Below are 14,605 nucleotides of genomic sequence, written 5' to 3'. Positions count from 1 at the left end.
CATCTGCAATCCGGCAGAAGTTCGCCGCGCGGACCCGTGACGCAGCGCCACGAATGCGCAATACTGGCCGAAGCTCCGGGGGGAGTGTTCAGGACGTGGGGGGAGACCACCTAATGGACGAGACAGCCATTGCTGTCCTTGGCGCGGGCCCGCATGGCCTCGCCGCAGCCGCACACCTTCGCCGGGCAGGTGAAGAAGTCCGCATCTTCGGCGACCCGATGTCGTTCTGGCGGACCATGCCGGCCGGGATGTGGCTCAGATCGAACTGGACCGCGACGTGTATCGCGGAGTACGACGGACCGCTCAATCTCGACTCCTACATCGCCGGGACCGGCGCCAAGGTGACCAAGCCGGTACCGCTGGACGACTTCATCGCCTACGGCACCTGGGTGCAGTCGAAGGTGGCGCCGGACGTGGACCGCCGGTGGGTCAAGAAGGTCGCCAAGGACGGTGACGGGTTCGTGCTCACGCTGGGCGACGAGTCCCAGCTGCGGGCCCGGCGGATGGTCGTCGCGGCCGGTATCGCCGACTTCGTGAACCGGCCGGACGTGATGTCCGGTCTGCCGCGCGAGCTCGCCTCGCACACGGCCGACCACACCGACCTGTCGGTCTTCAAGAACCAAGAGGTGCTGGTCGTCGGCGGCGGGCAGAGCGCGCTCGAGTCGGCCGCGCTGATGAGCGAGTCCGGCGCCGATGTGGAGGTCGTCGCCCGGGCCGAGAAGATCAACTGGCTGCACGGCGGCAAGTACCACCGCATGCTCGGCCCGAAGCTGGTGCCGCTGGTCTACGCGCCGACCGACGTCGGCCCGATGGGTCTGTCCAAGATCGTCGCCAAGCCGGGCCTGTTCACCGCCCTGCCGCGCAAGATCCAGGACCCGTTGGCCTACCGGGCGATCCGGCCGGCCGGTGCGGCCTGGCTGATTCCGCGGCTCGCGGACGTACAGGTCGGTACCGGTATCCAGGTGACGAGCGCCAAGGCGGTCGGTGACCGGGTGCACGTCGAGCTGAGTGACGGCAGTGCCCGCGATGTCGACCACCTGATGTTCGGCACCGGCTACAAGGTCGACATCACGCGGTACCCGTTCCTCGACCCGGCGCTGGCGCTGCAGGTCCGGACGCTCGACGGCTACCCGCTGATGAAGCCAGGTATGGAGTCGTCCGTCCCCGGCCTACACTTCCTCGGCGCACCGGGCGCCCGCAGCTTCGGCCCGCTGATGCGGTTCGTGGCAGGCGGCTGGTACGGCGCGGAGTCACTCACCAGGCTGGTACGCAACAGCCGGCGCAAGACCGCTACCAGCGGCGCCGGCCGACTGGAACCAACAGGCGACGGCGTATGAACAGGAACCCGTTCCGCAAGAACACTGCCGGACCGGGTTCTGGAGTAGGGGCGGTAGTCGTCGGAGGCGACTACCAGGGCCTCGGCATCGTGCGCAGCCTCGGCCGGTACGGCGTACCGGTGACTGTGATCGACGACGAGCGGTCCATCTCGCGCGTGTCCCGGTACGTCACCGGGCACGAGCGCGTGCCCGAGCTCCGGGACGCCGGCGAGACGGTCCGGATCCTGATCGACGCCTGCGAGCGGCTCGGTCTGCACGGCGCCGTCCTCTACCCGACCAGGGAGGAGACGGTCGCCGCGATCGCGGCCAACCGGGAGGAGCTCAGCGAGTACTACAAGCTGCCGACTCCCGCCTGGCAGGCGGTTCAGCCTGCCTGGGACAAGAGAGAGACCTACCAGCGGGCGGAGCGGCTCGGGATCCCCATTCCCCGGTGCTGGTTCCCGGAGTCCTTCGCCGACCTGGACCAGATCGATCTCACCTCGCCGGTGATCCTGAAGCCGGCGATCAAGGAGAACTTCTTCTACGAGACCCGCGCCAAGGCGTGGCGGGTCGACACCCGGGCCGAGCTCGAGGCGGTGTACCGGAAGGCGGTCGACATCGTCGGCGAGGCCGAGATCATCGTCCAGGAGCTGATCCCGGGCGGCGGTGACCGGCAGTTCGGCTACTGCGCCTTCTTCAAGGACGGCGAGGCGGTCGCGGAGATGACCGTTCGCCGGCTGCGCCAGCACCCGTCCGACTTCGGCCGGGCGAGCACGTTCGTCGAGACGATCGACCTGCCGGAGCTGGCCAAGCACTCGCTGACGTTCCTGCGCGACATCGGGTACTACGGGCTGGTCGAGCTGGAGTACAAGCAGGACGAGCGCGACGGGCAGTACAAGTTGCTGGACGTCAACGCCCGGACGTGGGGCTACCACTCGCTGGGCTACACAGCAGGTGCCGACTTCCCCTACCTGGTCTACCGCGACCAGCTGGGGCTGCCGGTGACCGAGTGCCGGGCCCGGGCGGGGGTCCGTTGGCTACGGCTCGCCACTGACCTGCCCAACGCGGCGCTGGACATCAAGGCCGGGAAGCTGAAGGTCTGGCCGTACCTGAAGACCTTCCGCGGCGTGCAGACGGAGGCAGTGTTCAGCCTGCGCGACCCGCTGCCCGGCCTGTACGAAGTAGCGCTACTGCCGTACCTGTTCTTCAAGCGGGGGTTGTGATGTTCGAGTCGACGCATCCCTTTGCGTTCTTCGACTACTGGCGAGTCCCGTACGACCTGAGCGGCGACTCGCCAGAGACCCGGCTAGGTGTCGTCACTGCCGGTACTTCCGGCAGGCGGCTCACCTGGGTCCGGGCCAACGGCGGCAAGGCCCGCAGCGACTACAAGGCCGGCCGTTACCAACTGGCCGGCTTCTCGATCGTCTGCCACCTCTACACCGGTACTGCGCTGTCGCCGGTCGACGAGACCTGGCACAAGCTGGAGCCGATCCTCGATGGCCACGGCACCGAGGTAGCAGCCGTCTGGGAGGACCAGCAGGGCAACGTGTTCCTGCCGCTCGACCCGGGCGAGTCGATGAGCTTCCTGTGGTCCGAGCGCTACAAGACGGTCGGCAGCGCCAACGTGAAGCGCCTTGTGCGCAAGGGAATGGTCAAGGGCTACTACGTAGTCCGCCCGCTACTCCCGCGGCCGCTGCAGCTCAAGATGCGCCGGACGCTCGCCAAGCGCCAGAACGCGCCGTCCTTCCCGTCCTGGCCGCTCGAGCCCAGCCTGCACTCGTTCTACGACTGGCTGTTCGACCTGACCACGCGACTGGCCGGTGCACCGGTGCCGTGGATCGACCTGTGGCCGGACGGCCGCTCCTGGGCGATGGTGCTCACGCACGACGTCGAGACCGGTTTCGGTCGCGACGAGATGGAGCTGCTGCGGGCGCCCGAGCGCGACCGCGGCTACGTCTCCTCGTGGAACTTCGTGGCCGAGCGGTACGAGGTGCCCGACGAGGTAGTCGCCAAGGTCAAGGCCGACGGGTGCGAGGTCGGCGTACACGGTCTGCGGCACGACGGGCGGGATGTGGCGTCCAAGCGCATGCTGGGCCAGCGGTTGCCGGCCGTGCGCAAGCACGCGGACCACTGGGGTGCGGTCGGCTTCCGCTCCCCCGCGACCCAGCGGTCGTGGGAGCTGATGCCGACGATGGGCTTCGACTACGACTCGTCGTACACGGACTCGGACCCCTACGAGCCGCAGCCGGGTGGTTGCTGCACGTACCTGCCGTTCTTCAACGAGGGCCAGGTCGAGCTGCCGATCACGCTGCCCCAGGACCACACCCTGTTCGAGATCCTGCAGCACGACGACGGCGAGCTGTGGGTCGGCAAGGCCCGCGACATCCGGGAGCGGCGCGGCATGGTGCTGGTGCTGGCGCACCCGGACTACGCCGAGGACCCGCGGCTGGCCAAGGGCTGGCAGCAGCTCCTGGACGAGTTCCAGAGCGACGAGACGGCATGGAAGGCACTACCGCGAGATGTGGCGTCCTGGTGGCGCGACCGCGCGTCCAGTGAGCTCCGCCAGAGTCCTGACGGGTGGACCCTGACCGGGCCCGCCGAGGGCCGTGGCAGGGTTCAGCACGCCCAGCTCGCAGACTCTGCCGTCTCAAAGGAGGCCTAGCAGCATGCCGAAGCCGTTGCACGTCGCAGTGATCGTCGAGAACGTCGCACTGGGCGTCGACACCCGGCTGCGCAAGCAGGTCGACAACCTGATCGAGGCCGGGGTCCAGCTGTCGGTCATCACCATGCGGGACGACGACAACGCCCGCTACCGCGACATACCGAACCTGACGATCTTCGAGTACCCGGCGCCCAAGCAGCCGTCCGGGCCGGTCGGGTATGTCGGTGAGTACCTGCAGTCCTTCGCCTGGGCCAGCTGGTACCTGGCCAAGCTCCGGTTGCGCGGGCGGATCGACGTACTCCAGATCTGCCAGCCGCCGGACATCTACTTCCCGCTGGCCTGGGTGCTGCGCTGGGCCGGCACCCGCATCCTGGTCGACCAGCGCGACCTGATGCCAGAACTCCTCGGCAGCCGGTACGACGAACCGCCGAAGCTGATGCTCAAGGCGATGCACTGGCTCGAGCGGCGTACCCAGCGGGTTGCCCACCACAGCCTCACGGTGAACTCCTACCTGAAGAACCGCATGGTGGAAGCCGGAGCCAAGCCGGACGCGATCTCCCTTGTCTACAACGGCCCTGTACTGGCCCGTACTGCGCTGGCCGTACCCGAGCCGAGCCTGCACGGCGAACACCGCTACCTGGTCGCCTGGGCCGGCAAGATGGGCCGCCAGGACCGGGTGGACCTGACGATCGACGTGGCCGAGCACGTGATCCGCCAACTCGGCCGGGAGGACGTCGGCTTCGTCCTCCTCGGCGACGGCGAGTGCGTCGAAGAGCTGCAGCAGTCGGTCCGGGACCGTGGACTGGAACGCTGGATCACCTTCCCTGGCTGGATTCCCGAGAAGGACCTGTTCAGCTATCTGGCCACCGCGGACCTCGGGATCGACTGCAGCCTGCAGGTGGAGGTCTCGCCGGTGAAGGTGATGGAGTACATGGCTCAGGGCCTGCCGGTCGTCTGCTTCGACCTGCAGGAGAGCAAGCTGCTCGCAGACGGCGCGGGCGTCTTCACTCCGGCCGGCGACATCCCGGCGCTCGCCGCGAAGGTGGTCGAACTGCTGGACGACCCGACCACCCGCAAGCAGCTCGGCGACACCGGGCGGCAGCTGATCACGGAGAAGCTGTCCTGGGAGCGGCAGACGCCGATCTATCTGAAGGCGATCGGCTGGGAGCCGTCAGTTGTTGCTACCGCAGCGGCGGAGCCAGGAGCAGACGCCTGACGGTGAGGCCCAGGTCCTGTTCAGCCAGGGCCTCTCCTTCATCGTCTTGTACACCAGTGCGGTGTAGTCGTCAGCAGGCTTGGTGTGCCAGGCGCCCGCGAACCAGGCGCCGACACAACCGTCCAGCCGCTTGTCCGGGTCGACCGGGTTGTCCTTGCCGGTCAGCCACCAGGCCCAGCCCTCGAGGCAGCCACGGATGTAGGCGCCGTAGTAGTCGAGCGCGAAGGCCGTCGAGTCGCGATTGAAGGGAAAGGTCCCGTTCTGGTTGCCGGCCATCTCGCCCCAGGCCGGGTCCTGCCACGACATCACGCCGATGATCGAGAACGTCTTCGGGCACAGGTTCTGCCCGTAGTCACGCTGGTAGTCGTAGCCGGCGAGCTTGATCTCGTTGCAGTACTCCCCTGAGGCCGCTGACGGCTTGGGGAACAGGTCACCGCAGCCACGCTTCTCGACGCAGGCGCCGGAGGGGTACAGGTCCTTCTGGTACCAGGTGGACTCGGTCACGGCCACTGCGCGCACCAGGTTGTCGGCTAGCCCCCATTTGCAGGCAGCCCATTGGATGTTCTCGTCCGTAGTACCGGTGTGGTGGCCGGTGACCCGGGCTAGTCCGAGGCTGTCCCAGCGGGTGTCGTACGCCTCTGCGGGAGTCGCCCGCGGCCGGACGGCCAGTGAGGTGTGCACCTGCTCCACGGCCGGCATCGTCTGGTTGGGCTTGCTGTTGCCCGGGCGGGGCTCCCACTCCGACCGATGCACGCGGTTGGCGCACTCGGCCTCGGTGGGCAGCTGGGCGAACGATCCCGCGGGCAGCGTCTGCCAGTAGCCATCCGCCGCCGGTGGATCGTCGCCCGCACTGTGTAGCCCAGGTAGTGCGAAATACACGCCGGCCAGCGTCACCGCGGCGATGATTCCCCGTACTGCGCGCCGCTGGAACCGGCCCTCCAGACGCATCCGATCAGTGCCCGACATGTTCCGACTTGGCGACCGGACCGTCGCCTACCGGGTGACCGTCGCCACGCGCGCTCCCCCGGCCGCTGTGCGGCTCGAAGGACGCGGGCACCGTCTTGCGCTTGAACCGCCGCGAGCGCGGGGCGTTCGTCACGCAGCCGATGAGATTGCCACCGACGCCGGTGAGGGCGGAGACGGCCTCGGCGGCCAGTGCGCGGGAGCCCCGCTGGCCGTCGACGACGAGCAGCGTGAAGTCGGTCCGGCCGGCCAGCACGGCCGACTCGGTCGCACCGATCGCGGTCGGCGCGTCGACGATCACGAACGAGTGCTTCGAAAGGGCCTGCAGCAACAACTCGAGGTCCTCGACGTTGAACCACGCGCCGACCCGCGGTGTCCCACCAGGCAGCACTCGCAGGTTCACGAACTCGGTCGACTGCACGGACCGCTCGAGCTTGCCCGAATCAGCCAGTACGTCGGTCAGCCCAGGCGTCAGCGGGAGCCCGAAGAGCAGGTGCAGATCCGGGTGCCGCAGGTCGCCGCCGATCAGCACGACCTCCTTGCCGGTGGCCGCCATCGCGATCGCCAGCTGCGCGGCCACGGTGGTCTTGCCGGCGCCCGGCGACGGGCTGGTGATCAGCAGCGAAGCGCCCTTGCCACGCGTCGTCAGCGTGGTCAGATGCGCTGCCAGATAGCCGAAGACCTCGCGTTCCGGGGTCGACGGCCCGACCTGTGGAGCCAGCGGGAAGTGCTGCTTGACGACCGGGATCTGGGCGAGCACGTCCAGCCCGGTCTGCCGCGTGACGTCCGCCGCGCCTCTGAGCCGGCCGCGGACACGGTCCCAGACGAAGGCGAAACCGATGCCCAGCATCAGGCCGAGAACCAGGCCCAGACCGATGATCAGCGGCATGTTCGCCGCCTCCGGCTCGGTCGGCACGGTGGCCGGCGAGATGACCTCGGCGAGCTTCGCCGACCGGCCCTTGTTGCGGTAGTCGACATAGGCGTCGGTGAACGCGGCTGCACCGGCCAGTGCCCGCGAGCGGTTCTCCGACGAGTACTTGAACTGCAGCACCTGAGCGTCGACCGGCACGGAGACCGAGAGTGCCTTGGTGGCCTCGGTGACGCCGATCCCCATCGCCTTGGCCGCCGCGGCCGAGACGAGACCGGAATTCGCCACCTCACGCTCGGTGCCCATGTCGGGTGCCACTGTGCCGCCACCACGGGCTGCATCCGGGTAGACGACGACCTGGGCGGCACCGACGTACATCTTCGGCCTGGACATCACCGTGGCGCCTGCTGCGGCGGTGGTGAGCAACGTGATCAGGATGATCACCCACAGGTAGCTGCGGACGATCCCGCGTGACTTCGCGGTGCGATGGGTCGATCCGCTCATCTGTCCACTCCCGTGAGTGTGTCTGCTGATCTCATCATCGCTCCCCGTTGCGGCTTTTCGACAGTATCTTCCACTTCTTGTGCCTGAGCTGTATCCGGCGGATCCTTGCCGACCGCCGCCAGAGCCAGCAGCGCGAACAGCAGGTCCGCGGTACCTCGGTAGGTCAGGTGCGGGTCGAAGTTCATCAAGACGATGATCACCACGACCGCGGTGAACGCTCCCACCGCCGCCACCGCGCTCCAGTCCGTCAGGCCCCGGCAGCGCGCCCACAGGTCCTTGATGGCGACCCGGCAGAACCACACGTAGGCCGCGAACAGGGGGATCCCGCCACCCCACAGCAACCAGGTGTAACCGCTCTCGATCCAGACGTAACCGGTGCCCTGGGTCAGCACCACGACCCGGGCCGACGGCCGGACGCCGAAGAGCACGTTCGAGCCGTGGAACAGATCCGGCCAGAAGTAGGTCTGCAGGTTGTACCAGCGCACGATCCAGCTGTTCGGCAGACCCTGCGCGGACTGGAACCCCTCCAGCCGGTGCGTCACCGCGGGCCAGGCCGCGATCACCGCGACCGACAGGCCGACCGGCGCGTACTTGAGCAGGTCGAGCCGGCGGAGCGCGAACGCGATGCAGATCACCGCGACCACCAGGCCGAGCACGCTGGAGAACTCACCGGCGGCGAAGGTGCCGATCACGAAGACCAGGCAGGCGATCACCAGCAGGGCGGTCTGACGGCGGTTCTTCCACAGCATCGCCACCGCGATCGCCAGGTTGAAGATCAGGACGTCGGCAGTTGCCGCCGGCAACGAGAGCGTCGAGCTGCCGCGCGGGATCTCCAGCTGCGCCTCGAACCCGAACGGCACCCAGTACGTCATCAGCAGCGCGCGGACCCCGAGCACGTCGAGCGTCTGCAGGATGGCGAGCCCGCCGAGGATCACCGCCGACGACACCGACGCCCAGAGACAGAACCAGACCTGCCGCTGGGTGTGGACGGTCCCCCGGACGATCGCGTACACGCCGAGGAACTTCCACAGCACCAGTGCGTAGGTGATGTCGTCGCCGGTGATCTCCTTGCCCTGCAGGAACATCCAGGCCAGCGGGGTGATCGACGTGGTGATGGCGATCGCGATCAGGGAGGCCTCGATGCGGCCTACTCGCAGGCGCAGCGCAGTACCGGGGCGGTACCGGACGAAGAACCTCAGGGTCAGCAGGCCGGCGAAGAAGACGGCCAGTGCCTCGTTGGGGCGCAGCACCGGCACGATGCGGCCGCGGTCGATGCCGGCGACCAATGGAGTCAGGAAGATGATCAGGTACGCCGCTACTGCGGGCTTGCGCCAGATCACGATGGACAGGCCGATCACTGCTGCCACTGCGAGTGCTGCCATCGCCGAGACGGCCACCAGCGCGCCCAGCAGGACTGGGAGGCAGACACCTGCCGCCACCAGCCCGACGAGGTCCAGACGCAGCCGACGGGCCCGGTCAGTCGCCTGACCGGACCCCAACAGCACACTCGGAGCGGCGACCGTCATCCGGTCTCCACCACCGTCGTCTTGCCACGATTCCGTAGTCCTGAGGTCAGCCAGGCGAATTCCGGCGAGCGCAACAGGAGCTGGATGAGGGCATACACGATCACGCCGACCGCGGCTCCGACGACCAGTGCGAGAGCCTGTCCGGGCCGGCCGCCGAGCTGCGAGCTGATCAGCTGCGCGCTGAAGTACGCCGGGATGGCCATCACGATCGAGCCGAAGGTGATCCGGACCAGCGAACCCCACAGCTCCCGCCGCTGCCAGCCCCGGCTCATCCGCAGGAACAGGTGAGCGCCGCCGATGACCGCTCCGATCGCGTAAGCGCCACCGATCGCCGGTACCAACAGCCTGGCCGGAGCGAAGGCAGCCAACGCACAGAGAGTGAGGCAGAAGACCGCCTGGATGCCCATGGACACCAGTGGCGTCCGGGTGTCACCGCGGGCGTAGGAAGCCTGCGTGGTCACGTAGAAGGTGGTCTCCCCCACCAACCCGAGCGCCAGCGCGGCGAGCCCCAGGGCGATCATCCGCAGACCCTCGGGCGAGGCCATCTGGCCCGCCGCGATGGTGTGCGCGATCGGGTCGGCCAGTACTACGAAGCCGACCGCCGCAGGGATCGCCATGAACAAGGCCAGCCCCAACCCCTCGATGAACGTGCTGGTGAATTCACCTGTCGAGTCGCTCTGGTGCAGCCGCGACAGCCTCGGCAGGAGCGCCAGGGCGACCGGGGTGGCAGCAAGCGCGATCGGCAGATAGTAGAAGTTCAGTGCCATCTGTATTGCGACAGTACCGCCTGCGACCCGGTTCGAGACCAGTAGCAATGCCAGGAGCTGTACTGCGAGCAACCCCGCCTGGCTGACCGAGCGCAACGCCTTGCGGATCGTCACGAGTACTTCCGGGTCACGCCAGCCGGCCCGTGGACGTAGGAGCACACCAGCCCGGCGAGCACCCCACCACTGGATGGCCGCATGGGCCGCGACGGCGCCTGTCGAGCCGAGGCCGAGCAGGAGGACTTCACCGGTCGACTGTGCACCCAGCTCCTTGCCGGTGCCGTAGATCATGCCGACGAGGATCAGTACGAGGATGATGCCGAGGTTCTCCACCAGTGGAGCCGCGGCGGCCAGGGCGAAGCGGCGGTGCGCGTACATGACGGCGGTGGCGGAGCCGACTACGGCGTACAGGAAGACCTGCGGGATGGTCAGCAGGATCAGGAGGCGGGTGACCCCGATCTGGCCGCTGTCCCGCGTTACCTCGCTGAGCCCGACGCCACCGAGTGAGGTGATGCGTAGGAGCTCAGGGAGCAGCAGCACAGCGATCGGCGCGAGTAGTCCCAGCAGGACCATGGCGATCCCGAGGAAGCCGCCAGCGACGCGGGCGCTGTCCTTGGGACGGTGATTGTCGATGTGCTGGACCAGTGCGGGCACCAGGAGCGATACGAACAGCGAGCCGGCCAGGAAGCCGTAGTAGATGAGGTTCGGCAGCGAGTTGGTCAGCTGGTAGGTGTTACCGAGGAACGTCGGACCGAGGACGGCACCGATGACCACCACCCGGATGACACCGGTACCACGGCTCAGAGCCGTCCAGGCACCGACGGTGACCGAGTCCCGCGCGGTACCGGACGCACTGGTCAGGTCCTCGCGCAGTTCGTCGCCAGAACCGGCCGTCGGCTCCGGCGACGTGACCTGCTCGCTCTGATCGGCTGTTGTCAACGCGCTCCCCCGAGCAAGGCCGGAATGGTCTTGAAGATGATCCGCAGGTCCAGCCGGACGCTCCGGGTGGAGACGTACTCGAGGTCCCAGCGCAGGCCCTCGTCCATGGTCAGCTGGTTGCGGCCGTTGACCTGCCACAACCCGGTCAGCCCGGGCTTCACCTTGAACCGGTCGAGAGCCCACTCCGGGAACAGCTCGGCCTCGAAGGGCAGTACCGGCCGCGGGCCGACCAGCGACATCTCGCCGCGCAGCACGTTCAGCAGCTGCGGCAGCTCGTCGAGGCTGGTCTTGCGGAGGAACTTGCCCGGCCTGGTGATCCGCGGGTCCTGGTGCAGCTTGTAGAGGCCGTCGACCTTCTCGACCTCACCCGCCGCCATCGCGCGGACGTACTCCTGGTGGACCTTGGGATCCGCGTCGGTACGCATGGTGCGGAACTTGTACATCACGAACTCGCGCTGGTCCGCACCGAGCCGCACCTGACGGAACAGACCTGAGCCCGGGCTGGTCCACCGGATCCACAGGTAGATGCCGAGCAGGATGGGCATAGCCAGCACCATCCCGGTGAAAGCAAGGATCAGGTCAAGCGACCTTTTCACCAGCCCCACCGGAATGATGCGGCTCACTCCGCGGACGGGAATAGGCCGGGTTACGGGGGTTGCCCGGCTACCGCGGAGGAGACTCATCCCGCTACCTCCATCGTGACACTGACGCCAAGCCCCGTCTTCTCCTCGGCCGAACCGTTGGAGAATCGGTAGCGGGAAGCGGACCCGTCTTCCGGCTGGATCCGGGCGCTGATGTCTTCCAGCTCGCCGACCAGACCTCGGACGCGGGCCGGATTTCCGAAGGCGACGGTCCCGGCGGGCAGGTCGCGGGTGACGACCGAGCCCGCTCCGACCAGGCAGTTGGCCCCGATCCGGACGAACGGCAGCACGGTGACGTTGACGCCGAGCTGGGCGCCGGCCCCGATCGACGGACCGGACATCACCTCGGCCGACTCCGCGCTGCCCGGATACAGGTCGTTCGCGATCGTCACACCGGGTGCGAGGAACGCGCCCGGGCCGATCTCGGTGTACTGCGCGACGTAGCAGTTGGTGTGGATCTTGACCCCGGCGCCGATCTTGCAGCCGTAGTCGATCACCGAGTTGCTCCAGACCGACACGTCGTCGGCGATCTCGCACTGTTCCCGGACCACCACGTGGTGACCGGTCTCGAACCGGTCGCCGATCCGCGATCCGGCGTACAGGATCGTGCCACTGCGCAGTCTGGCGTCCCGGCCGATGGTCAGCTCGGCGCCGGCCACCCGCGCCGCCGGGTAGCCGATCTCGACTCCCGGATCGGCGTTGATCGGTGGGTGGCTGGTCATCGGTCCAGCTCCGCCAGTACTTCGTTCAGTCCCTCGGCGACCCGGCGCGCGTCGTCCTGGGACAGATGCGGGAACATCGGCAACGACAGTTGGCGCGCGGCGGCCGCCTCGGCGACCGGCAACGGCCCGTCGGCATACTGCTCGTAGGGGCCCATCACGTGGCAGGGAACGGGATAGTGGATGCCCGTCCCGATCCCCCGCTCCTGCAGGAGTTCACGGACCCGGTCGCGCTGGTCGACCTGGACGACGGCCAGGTGGTGCACACCCTCGCCGTCCTCGAGCTGCTCGACCAGCTTCGCCCGCGCCGGATCGATCAACTCCCGGTACGTCGCCATCAGCGCGCGCCGCTGCCGGTTCCACTCGTCGAGGTGCCGCAGCTTCGCCGACAGTACGACAGCCTGTACGCCGTCGAGGCGGCTGTTCATGCCCAGTACGCCGTGCGAGTAGTGCCCACCCTCGCTCTGCATCCGGCCGTGGTCGCGGATGGACAGCATCAACTGGGTCAACTCGGCATCCGAGGTGACCACCGCGCCCGCGTCGCCGAAGGCGCCGAGGTTCTTGCCCGGGTAGAAGCTGAAGCAGCCGACCTTGCCGAACGAGCCGGCCTTGCGGCCGTTCCAGGTCGCGCCCTGGGCCTGCGCGGCGTCCTCGATCAGGATCAGCCCGAGCTCGTCGCAGATCTGCGTGATCGCGGTCATGTCGGGCAGCTGGCCGTAGAGGTGGACCACCGCGACCGCCTTGGTGGCGGGCGTGACGGCGGCCTTGATCGTCTCGGGCGTGAGCAGCAGGGTGCCGTCGTCGACATCCGCGAACCGCGGTACGGCGCCGGCCAGGACGACCGCCTCCGCCGTTGCCACGAAGGTGTTCGCGGGCACGATCACCTCGTCGCCGGGACCGATGCCGAGGGCACGGATCGCCAGGTGGAGGGCATCGGTGCCGTTGGCAACACCGACCGCGAAGTCGGTACCGCAGTACTCGGCCCACTCCTTCTCGAACGCCGCGACCGCCTTACCGCCGACGTACTGGCCGTTGCGCAGCAGCTCGTCCCAGCCCGCGCGCACCTCCTCGGCCACGTCGCCGGTGGCGCCCGAGATGTCCAGGAAGGGCACAGGTTCGGAAGACCGCACCGGCGTCGGCCGGCCGGTCGGGGTACCGGTGCTCACCGCAGGTCACCGACCGGGGCGGAACCGTTCTGGTGCAGGACGCCGCTCTGGTGGATGAGGCCGTTCTCCTTGTCCAGCACGACCTTCGCCGGCCCGCTGCCGCTGAGCTCCTCGATCAGCACCTCGCGGCCCTCGGTCGCCGACAGCTGCGCGGCTTCCAGCACCTCGACCACGGCCAGCCCGTTGGCGCCGCTGGTCAGCGGCGTCAGCCCGGTCAGGATGCAGTCGACGAAGTGCTCGTCCTCGACCATCAGCGGCTCGTTCATCACCAGGTGAGGAGACACCACGTCGCCGTACCGGTAGGACATCGGCGGCTGGGTCAGGTCGTCCCCGAGCTGCGGTCCCTGGGACACGCCCTTGTCGTGGACCTTGATCCGCTCCTCCGACGCGAGGTCGTTGAAGATGACCATCTTCTGGCTGCCGACCATGGTGACCCGGCGGACCTTGCACGGGTCCAGCCAGCTGACGTGCACGTTGGCCGTCACGTCCGGGTCCTTGTAGTGCAGCCGCAGGTAGCCGACGTCCTCGAGCTTGGCGTTCGCGTGGTGCGACGACCAGCACTGGACGCTGACCGGAGTCGCGCCGAGCACGTAGTTGAGGATCGACACGTCGTGCGGCGCCAGGTCGAACAGCACGTTGCAGTCGTGCTGGTAGAGACCGAGGTTCAGCCGCGCGGTGTCCAGGTAGTACAGCTCGCCGAGCTCCTTCTTCTGCACCATCTCGCGCAGCTGCCAGACCGCGGAGTGGTACTCGAAGGTGTGGCCGACCATCAGCACCACGCCCGCCGCCTCGGCGGCCGCGATCATCTCGCGGGCGTCGGCCGCGGTGGTCGCCAGCGGCTTCTCCACCATCACGTGCACGCCGGCCGCGATCGCCTTCAGCGCCAGCGGTTTGTGCGTGCTCGGCGGTGTGGCGATGATGACGGCGTCCAGGTGCGGAATCGCCTCGTCCAGATCCTTGTACGCCTCGAGCGCCGGGTAGTTGCGGGACAGCTGGAGCGCGCGATCCGGGTTCGGGTCGATCACCGCGATGGTGCCGACCGACTCGAGTGAGTGCAGCACCCGGATGTGCTTGGAGCCCCAGTAGCCACAGCCGACCACGCCTACGCGCAGGCCAGTAACGTTCGTCATTGCCATTGCCGGAAAACCCCCATAATGAGACCACCCCTGACCCTGCAACCAGCGGTGACTCTCAGCCCCCGCTGACCCCCTGACCGACCCCCCGGCCAGCAAATGTCGATTGAACCGACAACGAAACAATAGGCCGACTTTCAGACCACGTACAGGCCTTCATCGGCTCGCGTGTCGCAAACTCGTTGGGT

The 14,605-nt window shown here is 68.0% G+C and carries 12 protein-coding genes; 4 read left to right on the top strand and 8 right to left on the bottom strand.

What is annotated here, in order from left to right; genetic code table 11:
- Positions 1-113: 113 nt before the first annotated feature.
- The 4 genes from AB0M15_RS30935 to AB0M15_RS30920 are packed head-to-tail and all read left to right on the top strand — an operon-like array spanning position 114 to position 5,194.
- A complete protein-coding gene (locus tag AB0M15_RS30935) occupies positions 114-1,337 on the top strand; it encodes an NAD(P)-binding domain-containing protein (protein WP_363825692.1) in 1,224 nt (407 codons plus the stop codon).
- Entirely contained in the window at positions 1,334-2,539 is a 1,206-nt protein-coding gene (locus tag AB0M15_RS30930) for an ATP-grasp domain-containing protein (protein WP_363825689.1), read from the top strand. Before AB0M15_RS30935 ends, AB0M15_RS30930 begins: the two co-directional genes overlap by 4 nt.
- Positions 2,539-3,978, top strand: a complete 1,440-nt coding sequence (locus AB0M15_RS30925) for a hypothetical protein (protein ID WP_363825686.1) — start codon at positions 2,539-2,541, stop codon at positions 3,976-3,978. Before AB0M15_RS30930 ends, AB0M15_RS30925 begins: the two co-directional genes overlap by 1 nt.
- A 4-nt stretch (positions 3,979-3,982) precedes the next feature.
- The gene (locus AB0M15_RS30920; protein WP_363825683.1) at positions 3,983-5,194 is read left to right on the top strand and encodes a glycosyltransferase family 4 protein; all 1,212 of its coding nucleotides are present in this window, start codon (positions 3,983-3,985) and stop codon (positions 5,192-5,194) included.
- Here AB0M15_RS30920 and AB0M15_RS30915 read toward each other — a convergent pair.
- The 8 genes from AB0M15_RS30915 to AB0M15_RS30880 form a co-directional block, all read right to left on the bottom strand.
- Positions 5,150-6,142 (bottom strand): hypothetical protein, encoded by a 993-nt coding sequence (locus tag AB0M15_RS30915; RefSeq protein WP_363825680.1) that lies wholly within the window; start codon positions 6,140-6,142, stop codon positions 5,150-5,152. The genes AB0M15_RS30920 and AB0M15_RS30915 overlap by 45 nt on opposite strands.
- Before the next feature lie 4 nt (positions 6,143-6,146).
- Positions 6,147-7,529 carry a CpsD/CapB family tyrosine-protein kinase gene (locus AB0M15_RS30910; RefSeq protein ID WP_363825677.1) on the bottom strand — a complete coding sequence of 461 codons (1,383 nt, stop codon included), beginning with the start codon at positions 7,527-7,529 and terminating at the stop codon, positions 6,147-6,149.
- Positions 7,526-9,055 (bottom strand): hypothetical protein, encoded by a 1,530-nt coding sequence (locus AB0M15_RS30905; protein ID WP_363825675.1) that lies wholly within the window; start codon positions 9,053-9,055, stop codon positions 7,526-7,528. Before AB0M15_RS30905 ends, AB0M15_RS30910 begins: the two co-directional genes overlap by 4 nt.
- Positions 9,052-10,758, bottom strand: coding sequence for a lipid II flippase MurJ (locus AB0M15_RS30900; RefSeq protein WP_363825672.1), 1,707 nt, complete (start codon positions 10,756-10,758; stop codon positions 9,052-9,054). The genes AB0M15_RS30905 and AB0M15_RS30900 overlap by 4 nt, the downstream gene beginning before the upstream one ends.
- Positions 10,755-11,354, bottom strand: coding sequence for a sugar transferase (locus tag AB0M15_RS30895; protein WP_363825669.1), 600 nt, complete (start codon positions 11,352-11,354; stop codon positions 10,755-10,757). Before AB0M15_RS30895 ends, AB0M15_RS30900 begins: the two co-directional genes overlap by 4 nt.
- Before the next feature lie 83 nt (positions 11,355-11,437).
- Positions 11,438-12,121, bottom strand: a complete 684-nt coding sequence (locus AB0M15_RS30890) for a DapH/DapD/GlmU-related protein (RefSeq protein WP_363825666.1) — start codon at positions 12,119-12,121, stop codon at positions 11,438-11,440.
- A complete protein-coding gene (locus AB0M15_RS30885; protein ID WP_363825663.1) occupies positions 12,118-13,284 on the bottom strand; it encodes a DegT/DnrJ/EryC1/StrS family aminotransferase in 1,167 nt (388 codons plus the stop codon). Before AB0M15_RS30885 ends, AB0M15_RS30890 begins: the two co-directional genes overlap by 4 nt.
- Complete coding sequence (locus AB0M15_RS30880) at positions 13,281-14,414, bottom strand: Gfo/Idh/MocA family oxidoreductase (RefSeq protein WP_363825660.1); 1,134 nt, start codon at positions 14,412-14,414, stop codon at positions 13,281-13,283. The genes AB0M15_RS30885 and AB0M15_RS30880 overlap by 4 nt, the downstream gene beginning before the upstream one ends.
- Positions 14,415-14,605: the final 191 nt, after the last annotated feature.

This window comes from Kribbella sp. NPDC051718 (assembly GCF_040681515.1).
GTDB lineage: Bacteria > Actinomycetota > Actinomycetes > Propionibacteriales > Kribbellaceae > Kribbella.
The sequence above is the reverse complement of the archived record's forward strand: the minus strand, read 5'-3'. Positions and strand labels throughout refer to the sequence as shown.

Coding starts and splice junctions, on each gene's coding strand:
- AB0M15_RS30905 (WP_363825675.1), bottom strand. CDS start 9,055: ATGACGGTCGCCGCTCCGAGTGTGCTGTTGGGGTCCGGTCAGGCGACT.
- AB0M15_RS30915 (WP_363825680.1), bottom strand. CDS start 6,142: ATGCGTCTGGAGGGCCGGTTCCAGCGGCGCGCAGTACGGGGAATCATC.
- AB0M15_RS30910 (WP_363825677.1), bottom strand. CDS start 7,529: ATGAGCGGATCGACCCATCGCACCGCGAAGTCACGCGGGATCGTCCGC.
- AB0M15_RS30890 (WP_363825666.1), bottom strand. CDS start 12,121: ATGACCAGCCACCCACCGATCAACGCCGATCCGGGAGTCGAGATCGGC.
- AB0M15_RS30930 (WP_363825689.1), top strand. CDS start 1,334: ATGAACAGGAACCCGTTCCGCAAGAACACTGCCGGACCGGGTTCTGGA.
- AB0M15_RS30880 (WP_363825660.1), bottom strand. CDS start 14,414: ATGACGAACGTTACTGGCCTGCGCGTAGGCGTGGTCGGCTGTGGCTAC.
- AB0M15_RS30925 (WP_363825686.1), top strand. CDS start 2,539: ATGTTCGAGTCGACGCATCCCTTTGCGTTCTTCGACTACTGGCGAGTC.
- AB0M15_RS30920 (WP_363825683.1), top strand. CDS start 3,983: ATGCCGAAGCCGTTGCACGTCGCAGTGATCGTCGAGAACGTCGCACTG.
- AB0M15_RS30935 (WP_363825692.1), top strand. CDS start 114: ATGGACGAGACAGCCATTGCTGTCCTTGGCGCGGGCCCGCATGGCCTC.